21 protein-coding genes and 1 pseudogene are annotated in these 22,703 nt (G+C 71.9%); 13 read left to right on the plus strand and 9 right to left on the minus strand.

The genetic code is table 11. From position 1 onward, the window contains the following. Positions 1 to 1,493 (plus strand): acyltransferase family protein (locus tag B1L11_RS22535; RefSeq protein WP_218671256.1); only part of this gene is annotated, 1,493 nt, incomplete at its 5' end. A gap of 67 nt (positions 1,494 to 1,560) precedes the next feature. Then, complete coding sequence (locus tag B1L11_RS22540; RefSeq protein ID WP_079316323.1) at positions 1,561 to 2,724, plus strand: glycosyltransferase family 4 protein; 1,164 nt, start codon at positions 1,561 to 1,563, stop codon at positions 2,722 to 2,724. A gap of 92 nt (positions 2,725 to 2,816) precedes the next feature. On the opposite strand, the gene B1L11_RS22550 is transcribed toward B1L11_RS22540, so the two are convergent. Both B1L11_RS22550 and B1L11_RS22555 read right to left on the minus strand, forming a co-directional pair. Next, positions 2,817 to 4,475 carry a sigma-70 family RNA polymerase sigma factor gene (locus tag B1L11_RS22550; RefSeq protein WP_256862793.1) on the minus strand — a complete coding sequence of 553 codons (1,659 nt, stop codon included), beginning with the start codon at positions 4,473 to 4,475 and terminating at the stop codon, positions 2,817 to 2,819. Continuing rightward, entirely contained in the window at positions 4,459 to 4,755 is a 297-nt protein-coding gene (locus B1L11_RS22555) for a YciI family protein (RefSeq protein ID WP_218671257.1), read from the minus strand. Before B1L11_RS22555 ends, B1L11_RS22550 begins: the two co-directional genes overlap by 17 nt. A gap of 586 nt (positions 4,756 to 5,341) precedes the next feature. Between B1L11_RS22555 and B1L11_RS51620 the strand changes: the two genes are divergently transcribed. The 9 genes from B1L11_RS51620 (at position 5,342) to B1L11_RS51635 (ending at position 13,962) form a co-directional block, all read left to right on the plus strand. Next, a complete protein-coding gene (locus B1L11_RS51620; protein ID WP_256862804.1) occupies positions 5,342 to 5,737 on the plus strand; it encodes an acetoacetate decarboxylase family protein in 396 nt (131 codons plus the stop codon). Positions 5,738 to 5,780: 43 nt separating this feature from the next. Beyond that, a complete protein-coding gene (locus tag B1L11_RS22565) occupies positions 5,781 to 6,434 on the plus strand; it encodes a response regulator transcription factor (RefSeq protein WP_079316325.1) in 654 nt (217 codons plus the stop codon). Between the two features lie 34 nt (positions 6,435 to 6,468). Then, positions 6,469 to 7,686, plus strand: a complete 1,218-nt coding sequence (locus B1L11_RS22570) for a sensor histidine kinase (protein ID WP_079316326.1) — start codon at positions 6,469 to 6,471, stop codon at positions 7,684 to 7,686. An 87-nt stretch (positions 7,687 to 7,773) separates the two neighbouring features. Continuing rightward, a complete protein-coding gene (locus tag B1L11_RS22575; protein ID WP_079316327.1) occupies positions 7,774 to 8,166 on the plus strand; it encodes a hypothetical protein in 393 nt (130 codons plus the stop codon). Positions 8,167 to 8,175: 9 nt separating this feature from the next. Continuing rightward, positions 8,176 to 9,072 (plus strand): ATP-binding cassette domain-containing protein, encoded by an 897-nt coding sequence (locus tag B1L11_RS22580; RefSeq protein WP_079316328.1) that lies wholly within the window; start codon positions 8,176 to 8,178, stop codon positions 9,070 to 9,072. A gap of 232 nt (positions 9,073 to 9,304) precedes the next feature. Beyond that, positions 9,305 to 10,654, plus strand: a complete 1,350-nt coding sequence (locus B1L11_RS22585; protein ID WP_079316329.1) for a hypothetical protein — start codon at positions 9,305 to 9,307, stop codon at positions 10,652 to 10,654. Positions 10,655 to 10,760: 106 nt separating this feature from the next. Next, positions 10,761 to 11,846 (plus strand): AfsR/SARP family transcriptional regulator, encoded by a 1,086-nt coding sequence (locus tag B1L11_RS51625; RefSeq protein ID WP_256862794.1) that lies wholly within the window; start codon positions 10,761 to 10,763, stop codon positions 11,844 to 11,846. Next, on the plus strand, positions 11,801 to 13,261 hold the full coding sequence (locus tag B1L11_RS51630; protein WP_256862795.1) for a hypothetical protein: 1,461 nt from the start codon (positions 11,801 to 11,803) through the stop codon (positions 13,259 to 13,261). Before B1L11_RS51625 ends, B1L11_RS51630 begins: the two co-directional genes overlap by 46 nt. Beyond that, positions 13,186 to 13,962 carry a hypothetical protein gene (locus B1L11_RS51635; protein ID WP_256862796.1) on the plus strand — a complete coding sequence of 259 codons (777 nt, stop codon included), beginning with the start codon at positions 13,186 to 13,188 and terminating at the stop codon, positions 13,960 to 13,962. Before B1L11_RS51630 ends, B1L11_RS51635 begins: the two co-directional genes overlap by 76 nt. Here the strand turns inward: B1L11_RS51635 and B1L11_RS22595 are convergent. Further along, positions 13,946 to 14,668, minus strand: coding sequence for an ABC transporter permease (locus B1L11_RS22595; protein WP_079316368.1), 723 nt, complete (start codon positions 14,666 to 14,668; stop codon positions 13,946 to 13,948). The two genes, B1L11_RS51635 and B1L11_RS22595, sit on opposite strands and share 17 nt — an antisense overlap. 23 nt (positions 14,669 to 14,691) lie before the next feature. After that, positions 14,692 to 15,636, minus strand: a complete 945-nt coding sequence (locus B1L11_RS22600) for an ATP-binding cassette domain-containing protein (RefSeq protein WP_079316330.1) — start codon at positions 15,634 to 15,636, stop codon at positions 14,692 to 14,694. Positions 15,637 to 15,783: 147 nt separating this feature from the next. On the opposite strand from B1L11_RS22600, the pseudogene B1L11_RS22605 reads away from it, so the two are divergent. Further along, positions 15,784 to 16,984: pseudogene (locus B1L11_RS22605) on the plus strand (cytochrome P450). 45 nt (positions 16,985 to 17,029) lie between these two features. Here B1L11_RS22605 and B1L11_RS22610 read toward each other — a convergent pair. Continuing rightward, on the minus strand, positions 17,030 to 17,905 hold the full coding sequence (locus B1L11_RS22610) for an ion transporter (protein ID WP_079316331.1): 876 nt from the start codon (positions 17,903 to 17,905) through the stop codon (positions 17,030 to 17,032). Positions 17,906 to 18,103: 198 nt separating this feature from the next. On the opposite strand from B1L11_RS22610, the gene B1L11_RS22615 reads away from it, so the two are divergent. Continuing rightward, a complete protein-coding gene (locus B1L11_RS22615; protein ID WP_079316332.1) occupies positions 18,104 to 18,982 on the plus strand; it encodes a GNAT family N-acetyltransferase in 879 nt (292 codons plus the stop codon). Between the two features lie 69 nt (positions 18,983 to 19,051). Here the strand turns inward: B1L11_RS22615 and B1L11_RS22620 are convergent, their stop codons facing one another. The 4 genes from B1L11_RS22620 to B1L11_RS22635 all read right to left on the minus strand — a co-directional run bounded on the left by B1L11_RS22620 (position 19,052) and on the right by B1L11_RS22635 (position 22,666). Further along, positions 19,052 to 19,933, minus strand: a complete 882-nt coding sequence (locus B1L11_RS22620) for a glycosyltransferase family 2 protein (RefSeq protein WP_079316333.1) — start codon at positions 19,931 to 19,933, stop codon at positions 19,052 to 19,054. A 180-nt stretch (positions 19,934 to 20,113) separates the two neighbouring features. Continuing rightward, positions 20,114 to 20,872 (minus strand): CDP-alcohol phosphatidyltransferase family protein, encoded by a 759-nt coding sequence (locus tag B1L11_RS22625; RefSeq protein WP_079316334.1) that lies wholly within the window; start codon positions 20,870 to 20,872, stop codon positions 20,114 to 20,116. Beyond that, positions 20,850 to 21,890, minus strand: coding sequence for an iron-containing alcohol dehydrogenase family protein (locus B1L11_RS22630; protein WP_179155275.1), 1,041 nt, complete (start codon positions 21,888 to 21,890; stop codon positions 20,850 to 20,852). Before B1L11_RS22630 ends, B1L11_RS22625 begins: the two co-directional genes overlap by 23 nt. A 44-nt stretch (positions 21,891 to 21,934) precedes the next feature. Then, on the minus strand, positions 21,935 to 22,666 hold the full coding sequence (locus tag B1L11_RS22635; protein WP_079316336.1) for a sugar phosphate nucleotidyltransferase: 732 nt from the start codon (positions 22,664 to 22,666) through the stop codon (positions 21,935 to 21,937). Between the last annotated feature and the right edge of the window lie 37 nt (positions 22,667 to 22,703).

Raw genomic sequence — 22,703 nt, forward strand, 5'->3', positions numbered from 1 at the left:
CGACGAGTAAACGACAGGGGGTGCGGCGCTCCCCCGGAAGAGCGCCGCACCCCTGTGTGGAGGTCAGCCGGCCCGGCCTTCACGCCGGACGACCCCTTCAGCGCCGCGCCGTTCCCCGAGACCACCCGTGGCTCGAGCGGCGGGCGCGGCCTGCCGGACGCCTTCCCCGGGGCCGCGCCGCACGCGCCTTCAGCCCCGCGCCCACATCGGACGCGCCGGGCGCGCCGCCGGCGTGGCCCGGTCAGGAGGCCGACCCCGCCCAATGGGACCCCTGGCGGCGCTCACAGGACGGCGCCGGCGGCGCGAACGACCCTCGCCAGACCGGCCCGCTCGGCAGGCCGCTGCGCGCCCCGCTGCCCGCCTGGGCGGAGGCGCCCGTCCGGCCGGACGACCCCTTCGCCCGGGGTGCGGGACAGCAGGACGGCCTGGGGGACGAGCCCGAGCAGGAGCCCGCGCCCAGGGCCAGGAAGCCGCGCGACCCCTATCTGGACAACGTGAAGTTCGTCGGCATCGCCCTGGTGCCGATCGGGCACTCGCTGGTCCCGACGCTGGCGGCCGACTCCGCCCGGGCGGCGTACCTGTTCATCTACGTCTTCCACATGCCGCTGTTCGTCATCGTCAGCGGTTACCTGTCCAGGAACTTCTGGAACTCCAACGCCAAGACCAACAAGCTGGTCGACACGTTCCTCGTGCCGTACGTGATCGTCGAGCTGGGGTACGCCCTGCTGCGCACCGCCTTCGGGCACAAGTTCAGCCTCACGATCATGGATCCTGCCTGGTTGAACTGGTATCTGCTCGCGCTGCTGTTCTGGCGGCTGTCCACACCCGTGTGGAAGCGGATGAAGTATCCGTTCGTCATCTCGGTCGCCGTGTACCTGTTCGCCGGGTTCTCCGAGCTGACCGGCGACTTCAGCATGGACCGCTTCTTCGGCCTGATGCCGTTCTTCGTCCTCGGCCTCGTGCTCAAGCCGCAGGTCTTCGACTTCCTCAAGCAGCGCTGGGTGATGGTGCTGTCGGTGTTCGTGCTGCTGGGCGCCGCGGGTGTGGCGATCTTCCTGGTGAAGAACTACTCGATCAAGCTCAGCCCGATCTACTACAAGAACAGCTACAAGGACCTCCACCTGGTCTGGTGGAAGGGCATGCTGCTGCGAACAGGCCTGCTGGTGGCCGCGCTGGCGATGTCGGCGGCCGTGATGTCGCTGATCCCCCGGCGTCAGACGTGGTTCACCGACCTCGGCACCCGCACGCTCTACTGCTACCTGCTGCACGGCGTGCCGGTGATGATCGCCAAGGAGATGGGCTGGCTCAGCTTCTCCTGGCTGTACGGCCCGCTCGGGGTGGCGGCCATCGCGTGCTCCTGCTTCGCGCTGGCCATCGTGCTGTGCCTGCCGATCACTCGTACGGCGTTCAAGTGGCTGCTCGAACCCCGGCTGACCTGGTTGTACCGCAGGCCGAGCGGGCAGGTGCCGCAGCCGGCGAACACCGGAAGTTAAGCGGCATTTCGAGGGGCATTCACCCAGCGCATCCGGTCATTTCGGACGGTGCGGTCAGCCTCCCCATATGAGGGTATGCGTCGGCACGACAGTCCATCACCCCGAGGACGCCCGGATCACCCACCGGCAGATCCGGGCGCTGCTCGACGCGGGGCACGAGGTGACCTTCGTCGCGCCGTTCACGCACTGCAACGTGACGCCGCGGCCGGGCATCCGGGCCGTCGACGTGCCGAGAGCAGTGGGCCTGCACCGGGGCAAGGCGCTGCGGGCCGCCGCCTCCGCCCTGCGTACGGCGGTGCGAGACGCCGACCTGCTGCTCGTGCACGACATCGAGCTGCTGCTCGCGCTGCCGCGCAGGCGTCCGCCCACGGTCTGGGACGTCCACGAGGACACGATCGGCGCGCTGAACGCCAAGGCGTACCTGCCGGGGCCGTTGCGGAGCGTCCTGCCGCCGCTGATCCGCGCGGTCGAAGGACGGGCGGAGCGGCGGCTCCACCTCATCCTCGCCGAGGAGTCCTATCGTGAGCGCTTCCCCGGCCCGCATCCCGTGGTGCCCAACCACACGTACGTGCCGCAGGCGCCGCCCCCGCCGCCCGGTGACTCCCGGATCGTCTACGTGGGCCACATCTCCCTCGCCCGCGGCGCGGCCGAGATGGTGGAGATCGCCCGGCGACTCCGGCCGCACGGCATCCGCCTGGACCTGATCGGACCGGCCGACGCCTCGGTGCGTCCGATGCTGCGCGACGCGCAGCGGGCGGGGCTGCTCGACTGGTTCGGGTACGTCCCCAACAACCACGCGCTGCGGATGGCCGAGGGCGCCCTGGCCGGGCTGTCCCTGCTGCACGACGTGCCGAACTACCGCGAGTCGACGCCCACGAAGGTCGTCGAATACATGGCACGAGGCATCCCCGTCGTCACGACCCCGCTGCCGAGGGCGGCGTCCCTGGTCGGGCGGGTCGACTGCGGGACGATCGTCCCGTTCGGCGAGGTCGGCGCGGTGGCCGACGCGGTCGTGCAGTGCGTGCTCCGCCTGCGTGAGGACGCCGAACGGCGTGCCGCGATGGGCGCCCGGGGCTACGTCGAGGCGCTGAACCACTTCCACTGGCCCTCGGTGGCCGGGGAGTTCGTCGCCCTGCTCGAGCGGTGGGCCCAGGCCCCGAGCTCCGTCGTCGCCCTGCCGGACCGCTCTCCCGCCGGCCGCCTGACCAACCTGTCGGGGCAGAACGTCTAGCGGCCCGCGCCGGGGCATCTGGGCGGCGACGAGGCGGGCGTAGCGCCTGACGCTGGCCTCCCGACAGCCCGGCCCCACGGCGCGTACGCGGATCACCGGGACGCGGCCGCCAGGCGTGCGCCGGTGACGGCCAGGCCGACGGCCTGGGTGAGCGCACCCGCGACCTCGAACCACTCGGTGCCGGCCACGAGCCCGATCACGTGCAGCAGGGGCCATGCCATGATCCCGGCGGCGGCCCAGAGCGGCACCACACGGGCGCGGAGCAGGGCCAGCCCGAGCAGCAACGTGCCGACCAGGTTGCCGAGCACGAAGAGCAGGAACACCCAGACGGCCGACGGGTCGCTCTGGGCGCCGTCGACGACCGCCGCGTAATCCGCGAGAGGGCCCCCACGTCGCGCCATGACGTCCACGGTGATCCCGGCATCGTCCTGCTCTCCCGGCACGTCGAGACCCGGCACTCCAAGCTCGGCCTGCCCGGCTCGGAGGAGGACCACCGCCGCGTGCTGGCCGTCCTGCTCTACCTCAACTCCCGGACCTGACGCAGGCGCCGGTCGAGGAAGGCCCGCTCGGCGGCGTTCCGGGTCCGGGCGATCGCCGCCTCGTACGCCCCCGCGGCCTCCCCGGCCCGGCCGAGCCGCCGCAGCAGGTCGGCCCTGACGGCGTGGAACATGTGGTAGCCGTCCAGGTCGAGACCGTCCACGAGGGCGAGCGCGGCCTCCGGCCCGTCCACCTCGGCCATCGCGACGGCCCGGTTGAGCGCGACGACCGGGCTCGGGGCGAGGGCGAGCAGGTGGTCGTACAGGCTCAGGATCTGCCGCCAGTCCGTGGCGGCGGCGATCGGCGCGTCGGCGTGGACGGCGTTGATCGCCGCCTGGATCTGGTACGGCCCCGGGCCGGTCGCGGCGCAGGCACGCCCGCACGATGGTCCTGGCCCTCGGCGACGACGCGCGGTCCCACCGGCCGCGGTCCTGCTCCGGCAGCGGCACGAGGTCGCCGGCCGGGGTGGTGCGGGCGTCGCGCCGCGCGTGGACGAGCAGCATGAGCGCGAGCAGCCCCATGACCTCCGGCTCGTCCGGCATCAGCGCGGCCAGCAGGCGGCCGAGCCTGATGGCCTCCGCGCACAGGTCCTCGCGGGCCAGCCGGTCGCCCGCGCTCGCCGTGTGCCCCTCGTTGAAGATCAGGTAGACGACGGCGAGCACGGCCCTGAGGCGGTCCGGCAGGTCGGCCTCCCGTGGGACGCGGTACGGGATCCCCGCGTCGCGGATCTTGGCCTTGGCCCGCACCAGCCGCTGGGCCATGGTCGGCTCGGGGACCAGGAACGCCCGCGCGATCTCGGCCGTGGTGAGGCCGCCGAGCAGGCGCAGCGTCAGCGCGACCCGGGCGGCCGGGGCGAGCGCGGGATGGCAGCAGGTGAAGATCAGGCGAAGCCGGTCGTCGTGCACGGGCCCCTCCTCGGCCTGTTCGTCTTCGAGGGTGTGCAGCAGGACCGCCCGCGCGTGCCTGTCCGCACGCAGGGACTCCCGCCGGTGGCGGTCGATCACCCGGTTGCGGGCGGTCGTGATGATCCAGCCGGCCGGGCTGGGCGGCGTCCCGTCGCGCGGCCAGCGCCGCACCGCCTCGGCGAACGCGTCCTGGACCGCCTCCTCGGCGACGTCGATGTCGCCGAAGTGGCGGACCAGGACCGCGACGGCCCGGCCGTACTCCTCGCGGAACACCCGCTCGACGTCGGGGGCCCTACTTCCGGTCGTCATCGCCCTCCACGACGCCCGCGAAGGGGCGCACCTCCACCGGGAGCGTGGTCGCGCGGGCGAGCCTGCGGCCCCACTCCAGCGCCGCGTCGAGGTCCGGCGCCTTGATGATCGTCAGCCCGCCGACGTGCTCCTTGCCCTCCGTGTACGGACCGTCGGTGACGAGTTCCTCGCCGTCGCGCACCCGCACCACCGTCGACGTGCCCGGATCGTGCAGGCCGCCGGAGAAGACCCATGCCCCCGCGGCGCGCAGTTCCTCGTTGAGGAGCGCCAGGTCGCGCATGATCGGCTCCAGGACTCCGGCGGGGGCGTCCCGCCGTCGGGCTGCTGGATGCTGAGCAGATAGTGCCTCATGGTCTCGTACACCTCCTCGGCGGGGCCCGCCCGGCGCGGGCCCGTTCACCCTCTACACGAACGGCCGCCCCGGATATCGACACCCGCCGGAAACAGGACTGGGACAACCTTGCCGCCGTACCGCTGTCGCCCGGCCGCCGGGCTTTGCTGTACTGGAAGCATGGCAAGCCATCTCGTCCAGGGTCGCAGGGTCGAGACGCCGGTGGAGGTCCGCGACGCGTCGGTCTGCCTCGCCGCCTACCTGGTGCGGGCGGACGCCGCCCGCGCGGTCCTCGCGTACTCCCGGATGGACGTCACCGAGGTCCTGCCGGGCAAGGCCTTGTGCTCGCTGGTGTTCGTGCGTTATCACGATTCCGACCTGGGCTCCTACAACGAGTTCGGCGTCACCTTCCTCGTACGGCCGGCCGACGCGGGCCCACCGCCGAGGCGCGGGCCGCTGGCCGGGCTGAAGGACCTGCGGGGGGGCGGGGTCGGGCGCCTTCGTCCACTGGCTGCCGGTCGACCAGACGTTCACGCTGGAGGCCGGGCGGACCATCTGGGGCTTCCCGAAGGAACTGGCCGACGTGGATCTGCGGCTCGGCTCGCCGTACAAGCGGTGCCTGCTGCGCAGGGACGGCCGGATGGTCGTCGACCTGCTGATCAGGCCCGGCATCCCAGCGACGCCCGCGCCGCTGCTCGGCGAGGCGCTGCCCGTGCCGGACGCCTACGCGCACCTGGACGGGGTCACCCGCCGCATCCCCTGGACGGTCCGCGCCCGGGGGATCCGCTGGCGGCCGGGCGGCGCGCTCATCCGCCTGGGCAACCACCCGATCGCCAAGGAGCTGAGCGAGCTGGGCCTGCCGCGGCGGGCCCTGATGACGGCCACCGCCGAGCACGTGTCGATGGCGTTCGAGGAGCCGGGACGGGCGTGACACCACCGCGGTCCGCTCCCGGCGGGGCTGGAAGAATCGGCAGGTGACGATTCGCGTCCTGATCGCCGACGACCAGGAGATGGTGCGGCGGGGCCTGCGCCGCATCCTGGAGAGCCAGCCGGACATCCAGGTCGTCTGCGAGGCCGCCGACGGAGTGGCCGCGGTGGAGATGGCCCGGCGCTTCCAGCCGGACGTGGCGCTCGTCGACATCCGCATGCCCCGGATGGACGGGCTCGAGGTGACCCGGGCCCTCGCCGGCCCCGGCGCCGCGGTCCCGACGAGGGTCGTGGTCGTGACGACCTTCGACCTGGACGAGTACGTCTACCCGGCGCTGCGGCACGGCGCGTCCGGGTTCCTGGTTAAGCGCTCGGGCCCCGCGCTCCTGGTCGAGGCGGTCCGGGCCGCCGTGGCGGGCGACACCCTGATCAGCCCCTCGGTCACGGTGCGGCTGCTCAGGCACGTCACGGGCGACGGTCCCCGGCACACGCCGCCGTCCGAGCCGCTGACCGAACGCGAGATCGAGATCGCCGGCCAGGTGGCCGAGGGGAAGACCAACGCCGACATCGCCGCCGAGCTGTTCATCTCACCGGGCACGGTCAAGACCCACGTGGCGAGCATTCAGCGCAAGCTCGGCGTGCGCAACCGGGTCGGCATCGCCGTACGCGCCTGGGAGCTGGGGTACGCCGGCGGACGGTGACGGTCCGTCCCGCCTGCTGCGTACCCTCGGTGGCATGACGAGGTCCCGGGTCCGCGCCTTCCTGTGCGTCGTGGTCGTGGCGATGGTGCCGGCGCCGGCGATCCTCGCTCCCCCGCACGCGCTCGTCGTCGCCCTGTCCGCCACCCTGGCCGTCGCCGTCGCGCTGACGCGCTGGCCGCACCGGCGGATCGGCCTCGCCACGGCGGCGAGCGTCGTCGCGCTGGTCTCCTACGCGGTCACCTTCGTCTACCAGGGGCGGCACCAGTTCGCCGGGCTGTGGCTGCCCGTCGAGATGGGCGCATTGCTGCTCCTGTTCGGACGGGTCGTACGGCGGCTGCCGGGACGGCAGGCGGCGGTCATCGGGACGGCGCTCGGGATCGCGACGGCCGTCGCGCTGCCGCTGCGGCTGACGCTGCGCATGCCCCGCCCGACGGCGGAGGCGTCGGTCATCGCCTGCCTTCTGTCGTTCTTCGCGGTGGTCACCGTGGCCGCCGTCGCGCTGTACCTGAGGTCGCTGGACGACCGGCGGGTCCGGGCGGTCGCGGACGCGCGGCGGGCCCAGCGTCTGGACACGGCTCGCGACCTGCACGACTTCGTCGCCCACGAGGTCACCGGGATCGTCCTGGAGGCCCAGGCGGCCCAGCTCGGCGACCTCGATCCGCATCAGGCGCGCGAGCTCGCCGTACGCGTCGAGGAGGCCGGGCTGCGCGCGCTGGCGTCTACGGACCACATGGTGAGCGCGCTGCGCGACCCGGACGAGCGAGTGGCGGAGGAGCCGCCGCCGACCCGGGTCTACGGCCTGGCCGACCTGCCTGACCTGGTCGGCCGCTTCTCGGCCACCGGAGGAATCCCGGCCAGGCTCGACCTGCCCGGCGACCTCGCCCTCCCGGTGCCGCCGGAGATCGGGAGCACCGCGTACGCCGTCGTGCTCGAGGCGCTGACCAACGTGCGGCGGCACGCCTCCGCCGCGACCCGCGTGGTGGTCGCGGTCGCCTCAGTGGACGGCGCGGCCGACGGCCCGGCCCTGCGGGTGTCCGTCACCGACGACGGCGGCGGCACCTCTCCGACCGGCCTCGCGGGAGACGACCGGCACGGCGGGGGCACCGGCCTGATCGGCCTGGCCGAGCGGGTGAGGGCGCTCGGGGGCGTGCTCCACGCCGGCCGCCAGGCGGAGGGGTGGCAGGTCGGCGCCGTCCTCCCCGTTCCGCAGAATGCCAGGAGCCACAGCGCCAGGAGCCGCGCCGGCCGCTGATCGGGTCCCCGATATCTGCCGAACGGCAGATGCCGGCCCGGCCGCCCACCGCGGATCCTGCTCGGGACGGCTTACCCGGAGGATCCGATGACTACGCGCAAGACGGTGGGGTGCGCCTTGGCGGCGCTCGCGGCGGCGGTTATGAGCGGCTCGGTTCTGAGCGGCTGTTCGGACGCGTCGAAGGCCACACCGGTGTCCCAGACCTTCTCGTTCGGCGGCAGGACGCTCGACGTGCGGGCGCACGACACCCCGACCGACCTCGTCGCGACGGACAGGAAGGACATCAAGGTCACCCTGTGGTTCGACGTGCACGGCACGAACCCCCACTCCAGCCAGACCCTCGAAGGAAGCACTCTCGATCTCGATGCCGGATGCTCCGGATGGGCCGACTGCTCGGCCAGGTTCAGGGTCGAGGTGCCCCGCGAGGTCAAAGTGCTGCGCGACGGCCGCGCGACCGATCTGCGCGGCCTGGCCGGGTGAGGTGACGAGATGATCGACACTCCGACCCTCGAACTGGTGGACGTCACCAAGACCTACAAGGGCGGCAAGCGCGCGGTCGACGGCGTCACCCTGCGGTGCGGCGCGGGACTGCTCGGCTTGCTCGGCCCGAACGGCGCGGGGAAGTCGACGCTGATGCGGATCTGCGCGACGGTCACCCGGCCGACGGGAGGCAGGGTCCTGTTCGACGGGACCGACGTGGTGTCCCGGCCCGGCGCGCTGCGCGGGGTTCTCGGCTACCTCCCGCAGGACTTCGGCGTCTACCCGCACCTGACCGCGCGGGAGTTCCTCTCCTACCTCGCCGCCCTGAAGGGGCTGGCCGCGCGTGCGACGCGTACGCGCGTCGACGAACTGCTCGAACTCGTCAACCTCACGGAGGCGGTCCGGACGCCCCTCGGCAAGTACTCCGGCGGCATGCTGCGCCGGGTCGGCATCGCCCAGGCCCTGCTGTCCGACCCGAGGGTGCTGATCGTGGACGAGCCGACGGCGGGGCTCGACCCCGAAGAGCGGGTGCGGTTCCGCGCCATGCTCGCCGACCTGGCGGAGGACCGGGTGGTCCTGCTGTCCACGCACATCGTGTCCGACATTGAGTCCGTCGCGTCCGACGTCGCCGTCGTGGCCGGGGGACGGCTGCTGCGGCGCGGCACCCCCGAGGCGCTGCTCGCCGAGGTAGACGGCCACGTCTGGGAGACGCTCGTCGATCCGTCCGAGGCCGCCGTCCTGCGGGAGCGCCACCCGGCCGGCCGCGTGATCCGCACGGTGGACGGGGTCCGTCTGCGGCTCCTGTCGGACACTCCGCCGGCCGCCGGCGCCGTACGGGTGCCTCCCGACCTGGAGGACCTGTACCTCGCCGTCGTGGGCGGCGGCGTCCGGGAGGCGGTCCGATGACGGCACGGGTCACGGCGCGGGCGATGATCGCGCTCGCCGTCGCCGACTTCCGGGAGCGGGTGCGGCGGCCCGCGTACGCGCTGATCCTGCTGGCGGCGGTCGGCCTGGCCCGGCTGGCCGTCCCGCCCGCGGACTCCAGATGGGTGATCCTGGACGTCGGGGGCTACCGCGGCGTCTACACCAGCGCCTGGGTCGGGACGCGACCGCGCTCGCCGGCGCCCTCTGGCTCACCATGGGCGGGTTCTACCTGGTACGCGACGCGATCGGCCGGGACGAGCGCACCCGCGTGGGCCAGCTCGTCGCCGCCACACCACTGCGCACGCCGGCGTACCTGCTGGGGAAGTTCCTCAGCGACTTCCTGGTGCTCGCCTCGATGGCCGGCGTGCTCGCGGTGGCCGCGCCGATCATGCAGCTCGCCCGCGGCGAGTCCGGGGCCGTGGACCCGGTGGCGCTCCTCCTGCCCTTCGCGACGATCACGCTGCCCCCGCTGGCGCTGACGGCGGCGGCCGCGGTGCTGTTCGAGACCGTGCCGCTGCTGCGGGGCGGCGTGGGAAACGTCGTCTGGTTCGTCGTCTCCCTGGTCCTCCTGATCGGCGGCCAGTCGCGGAAGGCGCCCCTCGGGGGTCTCGGGGTGCACGCTGCTACTCAGGGGGCCGCCGACTCGATGCGCGCCGCCCTCACCGCGCAGGGCGTCGATGCGCACGGCAGGGAGTTCAGCCTCGGCCTGACCTCCGTCGCCAGGCCGCTGCGCACCTTCCAGTGGGACGGCTTCTCGGTCACCGGCGCGTTCCTCGGCGGCCGTCTCGTCGTCCTCCTACTGGCGCTCGTCCTGGCGCTGCTGCCGTGCCTCTGGTTCGCCCGGTTCGACCCGGCGCGTCGTCTCACCGCCCCGGCCGTCGCGCCGTACGAGCGGGGCGCCACCGCCGAGAGCACGGGACCGGCCTTCCGGACTGCAACCGTCCCCGGGGGCGCGCCGCGTCCGGGACGGGCGTCGGGACGGCTTCTCTCCGGTGAGCTGCGCATCCTCCTCCAGGGCGTCTCGCGCTGGTGGTGGCTCGTGGCCGCCGGGGTGACGGCGGCCTCCTTCGCCACGCCGGAACCCGCGACCGCGCTCCCGTTCGCCTGGATATGGCCGGTGCTGATCTGGTCCCGGATGGGCACCCAGCGGGTGGAACACGGCGTGGAGGGACTGCTCGGCGCCTATCCCGCGCCCTGGCGCGGGCTGCTCGCGGAGTGGGCGGCCGGGGTCGTCCTCACGGCCGCGACCGGCGTGGGCCCCCTCGTCCGCATGGCGGTCGCCGCCGACTGGCCCGGAGTGGGGTCATGGGCGGGCGGCACGCTCCTGGTGCCCTCGCTCGCTCTGGCGCTCGGCGTGGCCTGCCGTACGCACCGGGTTTTCCAGGTCGTCTACCTCGGCCTGTGGTATCTCGCCGTCAACGGGACGGCGGCCGTCGACTACATGGGCGCGGTCCGTACGGGCGGGCTGCCCGCCGGGCCGTCCCCGCTCGTCGTGGCCGGCCTCGCCGCGGCCCTGCTCTGCGCCGCCCTGGCCGTCCGTACCGCCCGCCACGCGGCCCGCTGACGCGCGTGATCACGCTCAGTCGTCGCGCGCCAGGCGGGCGACGACTCCCTCTGGTCGGTCGTCTCCGCGGTTCGGTCATTTGGGGGCGTACGGCACAATCACTGATGTGCGAGTCGGATTGCTCGGGCCGTTCGAGGTCCGTAACGGCGATGGCGCCGTGGTGGAGGTCCCCGGGGTCCGGTTGCGCGCCCTGCTCGCCGCACTCGCCCTCGAACCCGGCCGGATCGTCACGCGTGCGAGGCTGGTGGACTGGATCTGGGGGGAGCGGCCGCCCGCGGACGAAGTGAACGCCTTGCAGGCGTTGGTGTCCAGGCTGCGCAGGGTGCTGCCGGACGGTGTGGTCGAGGCGCATTCCGGCGGCTATCGGCTGGCCGTGGCTCCCGACGCCGTGGACGTGTGCCGGTTCGAGCACCTGGTCGGTCAGGCCCGCACCGCCGAGCCCGCGGCGCGTGCCGATCTGCTGCGCTCGGCCCTGGCACTGTGGCGCGGGACGGCCATGGCGGACATCGCACTGCGGGACAGCGACGCGTTCGACGCCGCGGTCGCGCGTCTGGACGAACTCCACGTCGCCGCGCTCGGGGATCGGGTCGATGCGGACATCCGCCTCGGCCGCGGCTCGGAGCTGGTCTCCGAGCTGACCGAGCTGGTCGCCGCGTATCCGCTGCGGGAAGGGTTCGTGGCGGCCTTGATGCGGGCGCTCGCCGAAGCGGGGCGTACGGCTGAGGCGCTGACCGTGTACCAGCGGACGCGCGAGCGGCTCGCCGAGGAGTTGGGCACGGATCCGTCGGCCGAGCTCTCCGCGCTGCACACCGCGTTGCTGCGAGGCGAGCTGGGCGAGCGGGCGGAGAACGGCAGGACGAACCTGCGCGCCGAGCTGACCAGTTTCGTCGGCAAGGACGACGACGTCTCCGCGGTCGCCGGTCTGGCCGTCACGCACCGGCTGGTCACCTTGATAGGGGCGGGTGGCTCCGGCAAGACGAGGCTGGCCACGGAGACCGCACGGACGATGCTCGCCGAGCTGCCGGACGGGGCGTGGCTGGTCGAATTGGCCTCGGTGCGGGCGGGCGGTGAGCTGGCGCAGGCCGCCCTCACCGCGATCGGCCTGCGTGACCAGGCACTGCTCGGCGCGCGCGGGGTGGGGAACCGATGGATCAGCTCATCGCCGCGGTCCGGGAGCGCGCGATCCTGCTGATCCTGGACAACTGCGAGCACGTGATCGAGGAGGCCGCGGCTTTCGCGGACCGGCTGCTGGGAGAGTGCCGGAGACTGCGGATCCTGGCCACGAGCAGGGAACCGCTCGGTATCACCGGAGAGGTGCTGTGGCAGGTCGAGCCGCTCGCGCTGCCCGCCAAGGGAGCGGACCCCTCCGAGGCCGGTTCCTCCCCCGCCGTACGGCTGCTGCGGGACCGCGCGGGTTTGGTACGCAAGGACATCGGCTCCGACCCGCACACCCTGTCGGCCATGGCGCGGATCTGCCGGGCGCTCGACGGGATTCCGCTGGCGATCGAACTGGCCGCGGCGCGGCTGCGCACCATGTCCGTCGAGCAGCTGGCACGCCGGCTCGATGACCGATTCCACCTCCTGACCAGCGGCAGCCGTACGGCGCTCCCCCGGCACAAGACGCTGCGCGCGGTCGTGGACTGGAGCTGGGATCTACTGAGCGAGGCCGAACGCCGCGTGCTGCGGCGGCTCTCGGTGTTCTCCGGCGGGGCGAGCCTGGAAGCGGCCGAACGGGTGTGCGGGGACGAGGCGTCCGCCGGGGAGCAGGTGCTCGACGTGCTGACCGCGCTGATCGAGAAGTCGCTGCTGCTCGCCGACGGCGAGGACGCACCGCGCTACCGGATGCTCGACACCATCAGGGAGTACGCGGCGCACCGGCTCGCCGAAGCCGGGGAGACCGAGCAGGCGCGACGGGCACACCTCGCCTACTTCATCGAGCTGGCCGAGACGGCCGATCCGCACCTGCGCCGGGCCGAGCAGCTGGAATGGCTGGCCAGGCTCGAGGCCGAGCACGACAACATCAATGCGGCCCTGCGCGGGGCGATCGCCGAGGGATGGGCCCAGGAGGCGATGCGGCTGGTCGGGGCCGCGGGCTGGTACTGGTACCTCGGCGGGCACAGGGCCGAGGGCACCGAGTTGAGCATCGCGGCGGCCTCGATGCGCGGCGAGATGCACGGTGAGATGCACGGTGAGATGCACGGTGAGATGCACGGTGAGATGCACGGTGAGGTGCCCGACGAGGTGCGGGCGATGGCGTACCTCATCGTGACGATGTTCCTGACCGCCGGGGTCGGCGCGACCAGTATCAGGCGCGGGAGTGGATCCAGGAGGCGCACCGGCTCGCCCAGCGCAGCGGGTATCGCCACCCGCTGCTCGGGTTCGTCGGGGTGCTGGAGCGGATGCTGGAGGGCCCGGCGGAGTTCCTCCCCGCGTTCGAGCCGCTCATCGCCGACGACGATCCGTGGGTGCGCGCGCAGGCCAGGCTCGCCCGTGGCCGGCTGCGGCTCACGCTCGGTGGCGACGAGACCGACGTGGACGCCGACGCCGAAATCGCCCTCGCCGAGTTCCGCACGCTGGGTGAGCGGATGGGGATCTCGCTGGCGCTGACCTTCCTGGCCGATCGGCTCGCCATGCGCGGCGAGTTGGCACGCGCGTGTGAGCACTTCGAAGAGGCGATCGTGGCGCTGACCGAGGTGGGCGGGACCGAGGACGTGGTCGGCCTGCGGGCGCGGCAGGCTCAGCTGTACTGGCTGCTCGGCGACGAGCGGTCCAGCGCTTCCGCGATGGCGGAGGCGCAGCGGTGCGCGGGCGCGATCGGCTGGCCGGACTCGCATGCCGAGCTGGCGCTCGTGCAGGCGCAACTGGCGCGCTGGCGCGGCGAGCCGGACAAGGCACACGAGCACCTGGCCAGGGTGCGTGCCGTGCTGGACGACGCGGAAAGGAGCGACTCCGTCCATGCCGCGATCATGGACCTGTACGGCTACCTCACCGAGGATCTCGACAAGGCCCGCGCGTACCGGACCGAGGCGCTCCACGCGGTCATGAAGTACGAGCATCCGCCGACGATCGCCGAGGTGCTGGTCGGGATCGCGGATCTCGCACTGCGCCAGGGAGACCACGAGCAGGCCGCGCGGCTGCTCGCGGCGAGCGAAGGCGTGCGCGGCACGCCGAACCGTTCGCACCCGGACGTTTCCAGGATCGCCGCGGAGGCGCGGAATCGCCTCGGCGAAGCCGTGTTCGCCGAGGCGATCCGTGACGGGCGGCGGCGGGATTGGCGCGAGCTGGCCGAGATCACGCTCGCTTCTTGAACGACGCGCGCGCCCACAGGTAGCCGACCAACGCCAGCCCCGCGCACCAGGCGACCGCCGTGATGGCCGAGCCCGCCGACGGCGTGCCGGTCAGCAACCCGCGCAGGGTTTCGATGATCGGGGTGAACGGCTGGTATTCGGCGAATTGCCGCGCACCGGGACCCATCTTGCCGGCCGGCACGAACGCGCTGCTCAGGAAGGGAAGGAGCATCAGCGGGACAGCGGCGAGGCCCGCGCTTTCCGGCGTCTTCGCCGCGAGGCCGAACGCCACGGTCAGCCAGCCGATCGCGAACACCGTCAGCACGACGATGCCGATCACGCCGAGCCATTCCGCGAAACTCGCCGACGGCCGGAATCCCATCAGGAACGCGACCCCGGTGACGAACGCGATGGCCACCAGGCTCCGCAGCATGGTCACGATCACGTGCGCGTTCAGCACCGCGGCCCTGGACACGTCCATGACGCGAAGCCGGTTGATGAATCCGGTCGTCATATCGGAGTTCACCGCGATCGCGGTGGCGCCGATGCCGTAGCAGATCGTCGTCAGCATCAACCCCGGCGTCGCGTAGTCGGCGTAGTCGACGCCGACGCTGAACGCGTCGCCGAACACGTAGACCATCAGGAACATCAGAAAGACCGGCATGACGATGCCGTTGAACAGCGCCATCGGATTGCGCATCGTGTGCCGGAAGTTGCGCCGCAGCATGGTCCCGGAATCCGCGATGACGTTCATCGTGCACTGACCTCCTTGTTCGCGTTGCCGGTGAGGGCGAGGAAGACGTCGTCCAGGTCGGGTGTGTGCACCGACAGTTCCTCGACGTCGATGGAGTGCTGGTCGAGCCGATCGAGCAGCGCGCGCAACGACCTCACCCCGCCGTCGCCGGGCACCCGCAAGGTCAGCTCTTCGTCGTCCCTCGTGGACCCGGGCAGGATCCGTGCCGCGGCGTCGAGTTCGTGCCGGCCGGTGAACCGCAGCCGGACATGGCTGCCGGGGACCCGGCGCTTGAGCTCGTCGGCGGTGCCCTCCGCGACCAGCCGGCCCTGGTCGAGTACGGCGATGCGGTCGGCCAGCTCGTCGGCCTCCTCCAGATACTGGGTGGTGAGGAAGACGGTCGTACCGCCGGCGACCAGTTCCCGGATGATCTCCCACATGGTGCGGCGGCTGCGCGGATCGAGTCCCGTGGTGGGCTCGTCCAGGAAGATGATCTGCGGCTCGCCGACCAGCGTCATGGCGAGGTCCAGCTTGCGGCGCATGCCGCCGGAGTAGGACGCCGCCGGTTTGCCCGCCGCTTCGGCCAGATCGAACCGGTCGAGCAGCCGGTCGGCGATCCGCCTGCCCTCCGCCTTGGGCAGGTGCAGGAGATCCGCCATCATCAGCAGGTTCTCCTCGCCGGTGAGCAGGTCGTCCACCGCGGCGAACTGCCCGGTGACCCCGATCGCCGCGCGCACCGCCTTGGTTTCCGTGACCACGTCGTGCCCGGCGACGACCACCCGGCCGGCGTCGGGGGTCAGCAGTGTGGTCAGCACGTTCACCGTCGTGGTCTTGCCGGCGCCGTTGGGCCCGAGCAGGGCGAAGATCGTGCCGGCCTTGACGTCCAGGTCGATGCCGTCGAGCACGACCTTGTCCTTGTATGCCTTCCGCAGCCCCGAGGCCGCGATGGCTGAACCGTTCATGGCGTCCACGATCGCGGACCGCGCTGATACCGGGCCGTCGCCGAGCTGATACGTGTGTCAGCACGGCGAGGCCCGATGTCAGGGCGGTCGGCCATGGTGGGAACACGCACTCTCGCGAGTGAAGCCCAGCCGACAAGAGGAACGACCATGGTCCACACCGTCACCACCCTGCCGACCGCCCCGTCAGCCCGGCTGCCCCTTCGACCCGCCGGCGGAGCTGATCGACGCCCGCCGGCACGGCCCCATCAGCCGCTACCCCTTCCCGGACGGGCACCAGGGCTGGCTGATCACCGGATACGACCTGGTCAGGTCGGTGCTGGCCGACTCGCGGTTCAGCTCGCGCAAGGAGCTCATGATCCACCACCCGACCATCGACTTCACCGGCGTGGAGGTCCCTCCCGCGCCGCCCGGCGAGTTCCTCCTCATGGACGAGCCGCAGCACGGGCGCTACCGCAAACCGCTGGTGGGCAAGTTCACCGTACGGCGGATGCGGCAGCTCACCGAGCGCGTCGAGCAGATCACCGCCGACCACCTGGACGCCATGGAGAAGGCCGGACCGCCGGCGGACCTGGTGACCGCGTTCGCCAAGCCCATCCCCTCCATCGTGATCTGTGAGCTGCTGGGCGTGCCGTACGAGGACCGGGGCCGCTTCCAGGACCAGATCGACACGTTCCTCGGCGGGGAGTCGAGCGACGAGGACCTGATCGCGGCCTACACCGCGACCCAGCAGTACCTCGCGGAGCTGGTCGCCGCCAAGCGCGCGAACCCCACCGACGACGTGCTCAGCGACCTCACCGACAGCGATCTGACCGACGAGGAGCTGAGGGGGATGGCCCTGATCCTGCTGTCGGCCGGGTTCGACACCACCGCGAACATGCTGGCGCTGGGCACCTTCGCGCTGCTGCGCAACCCGGAGCAGCTGGCCGCGCTGCGTGCCGATCCCGCGCTCGTCGACCGGGCGGTGGAGGAGCTGCTGCGGTATCTGAGCGTCGCCAAGACGTTCATGAGGACCGCGCTGGAGGACGTCGAGCTGGGCGGCCAGACCATCGAGGCCGGCACGACGGTCATCCTGTCGTACAACACCGCCAACCGCGACCCCGAGCGCTTCGCCGATCCCCACGTGCTCGACCTCCGGAGGCAGGACGGCGGGCACCTGGCCTTCGGCCACGGCATCCACCAGTGCCTGGGTCAGCAGCTGGCCCGCGTCGAGATGCGGGTCGCGTTCCCCGCGCTGCTCAACCGCTTCCCCACGCTGCGCCTGGCCGTACCGGCTGAAGAGGTCGCCCTGCGCCCGGAGACCGCGGACATCTACGGGGTGAAGAGCCTCCCGGTCACCTGGGACGCGTGACCGGGAGCCCCGCGCCAGCGCTCGCCGGAGGAGTGGCGCCCGACTTCACGGTTCGTGGCGGCAGGAGCAGCGGTCCGCTCCCGAAGGGGTGTCGGCCCCTGCACGACGGGCGTCCACGGGCACCGGCAGGCCGGCCGCCAGCCGGTCGACCTTCTCGCTGAGCGCCCTGATCTCGTTCATGACCGCGGTGTGCTGCTCCAGTTCCAACGCCTGGTCCTCCTTCCACCGCTGGGCGTTGACCTCGGCCTCCATCGCGGACACGATCACACCGATGAGCAGGTTGAGGACGAAGAACGCCGTGATCACGATGAACGTGGCGAAGAAGATCCACGCCAGTGGCTCCTTGGCCATCACGTCCTCGGCCACCTGCGGCCAGTTCTCGACCGTGAGCACCGTGAACATGGTGAACAGCGACCGGCCGAGATCTCCGAAGTACTGCGGGGCCGCTTCGCGGAAGAGCTGTTCACCGATCACGGACGCCATGTAGAGCGACAGCAGCAGGAGGACCACGGCCGAGGCCAGTCCCGGAATCGCGGCGAACAGCGCCGAGACCACCCGCCGCATGCCCGGCACCACGGAGATCAGCCGCAGGACGCGCAGGAACCGGAAGAGCCGCAGGATCGACAACGACTCGGAGGCCGGCACGAGGGCGACACCGACGATGACCAGGTCGAACCAGCTCCAGGGGTCACGGAAGAACGCCTTGCCGTGCGCGACGATCCGCAGGAGGACCTCGACGACGAAGACGGCGAGGATGACCCGGTCGATCACGAGGAAGGCCGTGGCGTGGCGTCCGGCCAGCTCGGGCGAGGTCTCGAGCCCGAGCGCGATCCCGTTCAGCGCGATGACGGCGATGACCGCACGTTGGAAGACCGGAGAGTCGACGAAGACGCGGAGCCGTTCGCGATGGAAAACGGGCAATCCCACACCCCAGGAGATCGGACAGAGCAAACGCCCGAAATCTTACAGTTTGCACCTGACCACGGTTTCGGCGGAGCGTCACCGGACGTGAGCCGGCGTGGGGGCCGGGGGGGAAACAAACGAAGACGGTCGGCGCTCCGCCGCAGGCCGGGATGCCGGGGGCGCTACCGTCGGAGGGCCGTCGAGGGAAAGGTGACCATGAAGCCCGCAGACCCGTCCTTCCCGCCTGTCCGCCGCCTCGGCCTCGGCGACCTGCCCCACTGCCTCGACCTGGCGCAGGACCGCTCCTGGCCACGGGAGGAGCGCAAGTGGCGGCTCCTGCTGGAGAACGGCGAGGGCTTCGGCATCGACGCCCCGGACGGCGGCGGCCTGGCGGGGACCGTCGTCCTCACCCGGTACGGCAGGACGGCGGCCGCGGTCGGCATGATGCTGGTGGCCTCCCGCTACAGCGGGCGCGGGCTGGGGCGCCGCCTCATGAACCACGTCCTCGTGGAGGCCGGCGACGCGACCCTGTTCCTGTGCGCGACGGAGTACGGCCGGCCCCTCTACGAGAAGCTCGGCTTCGAGACGGTCGGCGTGGTCGAGGCCCGGGTCGGCCGCTTCGACACCGGCGACGACCCGTACGGCGGGCCGGGCACCGGGCGGACCGCCTCACGGCTCGCCGAGCCCGCGCGGGACCTGGCCGCGCTGTGCGCCCTCGACGTCGAGGTCTTCGGGGCCGATCGATCTCACCTGCTGGCCCGTCTGTTCGCCTTCGCCGAGCAGGTCCGGGTCGTCGAGCGGGACGGCGGGATCACCGGCTACGGGGCGGCCTGGCGGAGCGGTGACAAACTGTTCGTCGGACCGGTCGTCGCGGAGGACGACGAGACCGCCCGCGCCCTCGTCACGGACCTGGCCCGGGACGCGGACGTCCGGATCAGGATCGACCTCCACCACCGCCACCAGGAGTTGATCTCGTGGTTCGCCGGGCGCGGCCTGGCGCAGGCCTCCACGACGTCGTTCATGGTCCACGGCGGGCGGGTGCTCCCCGGCGACCGATCCCGGCTCGTCGCGTCGTTCATGTCGGCGCTCGGCTGAGCACCACGTCGGCGGCCGGCTGAGCACGGGAGGCGCCCTCGCCGCAGCCGCCCGTCCGGAGCGCGCGCCCTAGACGATGGGCGGGCGGCCGAGCCGGAGCATGCGCCAGGCGGTGCGCCAGGCCATGGGACGGCGCTCGCCCGCCGGCTCGCGCAGCCCCTCGAAGAAGCCGCGGAACCACGCCTTGATCGCGGGCATCGAACGCTCGCGTACGAGCGTGAGCACGACCCAGTTGAGCAGGTAGAGCATCGCGAGCGGCCACGGCAGGTTGCGCCGGGCCAGCCAGACGCGGTTGCGGGCGTTCAGCCGGTAGAAGTCACTGTGCCGGGACGGCAGCACCAGCGGGTGGTACATGACCGTCTCGGCGTCGTACTCGATGCGGTAGCCCTCGCCCAGCAGGCGCCAGGCGAGGTCGGTCTCCTCATGGGCGTAGAAGAACCGCTCGGGCAGCCCTCCGACCTGCAGGAACGCCGACTTGCGGATCGCGCAGGCACCACCGAGGAAGGTCGTCACAGGGGAGGACCGCTCGGGGTCGCCGGCCCTCAGGCGGGGCACGTGCCGCCGCTGCACCAAGCCGCCCTCAGGGTCCATCACCCGGAAGCTGATCACGGCGAGGTCGGGCTCGTGCGTGAACCGCTCGCGGACGTGCGCGGCGACCTTGGAGTTGGCGTACCAGCCGTCGTCGTCGAGGAACAGGACGATGTCGCCCGAGCACTCCTGCACGCCGCGGTTGCGCCCCTCGGGGATGCCCGCGTTGTGCTCCAGCCGTACGGTCTTGATCGTCGCGGCGGAGCCGGGAAGCGGCTGGACGGTCAGCTGCGGCACGTCCGCGCCGTTGCCGACGATGACCACCTCGATGTCACCGTCGGTCTGGGTGAGCGCGGATTCCACCGCCCTGTCGAGCTCGGCGATCCTGTTGCCCATGGTGAGGATGACACAGGAGATTTTCACCGCGTCATCGCCTCGACGTGGGGCGCACTACACACGACTTCATGATCACCGAGTCTGTATGGCCGGGCAATCCGGAATCTGCCTGGTTTACCGTGGAATAAGGGTATCGGAACTGCCAACAAACCCCTACCCAACCGCCGATGTACGACCGACCGGCATGCCGGGCGGGAGACGGCGCGCTCATGACAGCCGCCGGGAGGCGAGGATGCTGACCAGGTGCAGCACGAGCTGGACTCCCGCGATCACGACACAGGCGACCACGAGGATCCGGGTGGCGGAGAACCAGTTGTCGAGCACCGCCGCGACCACGACGATCAGCGACAGCTCGACGGCCTGGATCAACCGGTGGAACCGCAGCGCCGCCGCGGCCCTGCGGGCCAGCGCGAGCCGCGGCGAGGTGAACTGCTGCGCGGCCGCCTCGGTGGTCGCCACCAGGCCCGACCGGGCGCGGGCGACGTCGACCAGGTCGGTCTCCGACTTGATCAGGATCGCGCCGAGCGCCGCGGCCACGCCCATCACCGTGTACCAGTCGGGCAGGGTCTCCGAGGCCCGGAAGCCCAGCCCGATCAGCAGCGCCGCCTCGGCGAAGTAGTGCCCGACCCGGTCGAGATAGACCCCGGTGATCGAGGTGCGGCCGGTCCACCGGGCCAGCTCCCCGTCCGAGCAGTCGAGCAGCAGGTAGACCTGGATGAGCAGGGCCGCGCCCAGCGCCGCCCAGAAGCCGGGGAGGGCGAGCACGGCGCCCGCCGCCACCCCGCACACGATCATCAGGCCGGTGACCTGGTTCGGCGAGATGGGTGTCTTGGCCAGCAGCCAGGTGGCGTAGATGGACAGCCGCCGCATGTACAGCAGGCCGGCCCAGTGCTCGCCGCTGCGGCGGTCCATGGTGGTCTGCGGCTGGGCGACCGCCCGAAGCTCAGCGACCGACGGCGCGGACATAGTCCTCAACTCTCCCCCGGACCTCGTGCTCCGACAGCCGGAGGTGCTCAAGGATGGTGTAGCGGCCGGGCCGGGTGCTGGGGGCCAGCATCACCGCGGCCGTGAACTGTTCGGTCGTCAGGCCGACGTCGTCGGGTGCGACGGGCAGGCCGTGCCGCCTGAGGCAGCCGGTCACCTGGCCGAGCCGGTGCGCGTCCTCGCGGAGGAAGTAGCAGAACGCCGCGCCGATGCCGGCCAGCTCACCGTGATTGGAGGTGCCGGGGAAAAGCTGGTCCACAGCATGAAGGATCTCATGATCGCCACCACTCGCCGGACGGCTTGACCCTGCGATGACCATCGACATCCCCGACAGGATCAGCGCCTCGGCGAGCACGGTCAGGAAGGCGTCCGACTCGATCGAGTCCTGCCGGCCGAGCACGGCCTCGGCTGCCGTGCGCGACATGGAGATCGCCAGCCCGTCGATGGGCTCGCCCCGCTCGGCGTTGCCGAGCTGCCAGTCCTCGATGGCCGACAGGTTGCTGAGCACGTCGCCGATCCCGGACCGGACGAGCGAGGGCGGGGCGTCGTGGACGAACTCGAGGTCCACCATGATCGCCAGCGGCATCGGGACGCCGAACGAGCCCTTGCCGCCCTCGTACACCAGCGAGGCCACCGGCGAGCAGATGCCGTCGTGCGAGAGGTTGGTGGCGACGGCGACCATCGGGATGCCGGCGAGCGACGCGGCGTACTTGGTGGCGTCGATCGTCTTGCCGCCGCCGACGCCGATCACCGCCTCGTAGTTGCCCTTGCGCAGGTCCGCGCCGAGTGACACGGCCGCGTCCACGGTGCCGTCCGGCACCCGGAGCACCTTGGCCTCACCCAGCGAAGGCGCGATGACCTCCGCGATGCGGTCGCCCTGCCCGACGCCGACCGCGACCGCCACCCGGCCGGAGGTGGCCACCCTGCTGTCCGCGAGCAGGGTGCCGAGCTGCGCGATCGCGCCCCGCCGCACCTCCATCTTGAGGGGGGCGGGGAGCATCCTTGCCAGAATCGGCATGCGTACTCCTCAGAAGGCCGCGGACATCAGTAACGGCACGCGATCTCACGGGCCTTCGCGAGGTCGTCGTGGTTGTCCACCTCGACCCACTCGACCTTGCCGATCGGCGCGACGGCGATCTTCTCGCCGCGCTCGACCATCTCCTGGTAGCCGTCCTCGTAGTAGAGCTGCGGGTCGCGCTCGAAGGTGGCCTTGAGCGCGTCGGCGAGCCGCTCGGCCGCGCCCGGCCGAATCAGCGTGGCGCCGATGTACTCGCCGTACGCCTCGGCCGGGTCCATCAGCTTGGTGATCCGCTTCAGCCAGCCGTCCTCCAGTGTGACCTTCATCTCCTCGTCCGCCAGCGACTTCACGTCGTCGACCGCGAGCAGGATGTCGGAGGTGTCCTCGGCGGCCAGCAGGGTCCGCTCCACCGACACGGGGTGGACGGTGTCGCCGTTGACCAGCAGCGCACCCTGGGAGAAGTAGTCGCGGGCACACCACAGCGAGTAGGCGTTGTTCCACTCCTCGGCCTTGTCGTTGTGGACAAGCGTGAGCGTCACCCCGTGGCGCCGCTCCAGGTCGGCCTGCCGTTCCCGTACGGCCTGGGCCTGGTAGCCGACGATCACCACGACCTCGCGGAGGTCCACGGCCGCCAGGTTACGCAGGGCGATGTCGAGGATCGTGGTCTCACCGTCGACCGGCACCAGCGCCTTCGGCAGCGTGTCGGTGTACGGCCGCAGGCGACGTCCGGCTCCGGCGGCCAGCACCATTCCGAGCAATTTCCCGCACTCCTTGAGGTCGAGCGTCAGACAGTAA

Origin of the sequence: Microbispora sp. GKU 823 (assembly GCF_002027145.1) — a bacterium.
GTDB lineage: Bacteria > Actinomycetota > Actinomycetes > Streptosporangiales > Streptosporangiaceae > Microbispora > Microbispora siamensis.

Excerpts from the sequence above, each read along its gene's own strand:
- B1L11_RS22540 (WP_079316323.1), top strand. The coding sequence starts at position 1,561 with ATGAGGGTATGCGTCGGCACGACAGTCCATCACCCCGAGGACGCCCGG.
- B1L11_RS22550 (WP_256862793.1), bottom strand. The coding sequence starts at position 4,475 with ATGACGACCGGAAGTAGGGCCCCCGACGTCGAGCGGGTGTTCCGCGAG.
- B1L11_RS22555 (WP_218671257.1), bottom strand. The coding sequence starts at position 4,755 with ATGCGCGACCTGGCGCTCCTCAACGAGGAACTGCGCGCCGCGGGGGCA.
- B1L11_RS22570 (WP_079316326.1), top strand. The coding sequence starts at position 6,469 with ATGACGAGGTCCCGGGTCCGCGCCTTCCTGTGCGTCGTGGTCGTGGCG.
- B1L11_RS22575 (WP_079316327.1), top strand. The coding sequence starts at position 7,774 with ATGACTACGCGCAAGACGGTGGGGTGCGCCTTGGCGGCGCTCGCGGCG.
- B1L11_RS22580 (WP_079316328.1), top strand. The coding sequence starts at position 8,176 with ATGATCGACACTCCGACCCTCGAACTGGTGGACGTCACCAAGACCTAC.
- B1L11_RS22585 (WP_079316329.1), top strand. The coding sequence starts at position 9,305 with ATGGGCGGGTTCTACCTGGTACGCGACGCGATCGGCCGGGACGAGCGC.
- B1L11_RS51630 (WP_256862795.1), top strand. The coding sequence starts at position 11,801 with ATGGATCAGCTCATCGCCGCGGTCCGGGAGCGCGCGATCCTGCTGATC.
- B1L11_RS22595 (WP_079316368.1), bottom strand. The coding sequence starts at position 14,668 with ATGCTGCGGCGCAACTTCCGGCACACGATGCGCAATCCGATGGCGCTG.
- B1L11_RS22600 (WP_079316330.1), bottom strand. The coding sequence starts at position 15,636 with ATGAACGGTTCAGCCATCGCGGCCTCGGGGCTGCGGAAGGCATACAAG.
- B1L11_RS22615 (WP_079316332.1), top strand. The coding sequence starts at position 18,104 with ATGAAGCCCGCAGACCCGTCCTTCCCGCCTGTCCGCCGCCTCGGCCTC.
- B1L11_RS22625 (WP_079316334.1), bottom strand. The coding sequence starts at position 20,872 with ATGTCCGCGCCGTCGGTCGCTGAGCTTCGGGCGGTCGCCCAGCCGCAG.
- B1L11_RS22630 (WP_179155275.1), bottom strand. The coding sequence starts at position 21,890 with ATGCTCCCCGCCCCCCTCAAGATGGAGGTGCGGCGGGGCGCGATCGCG.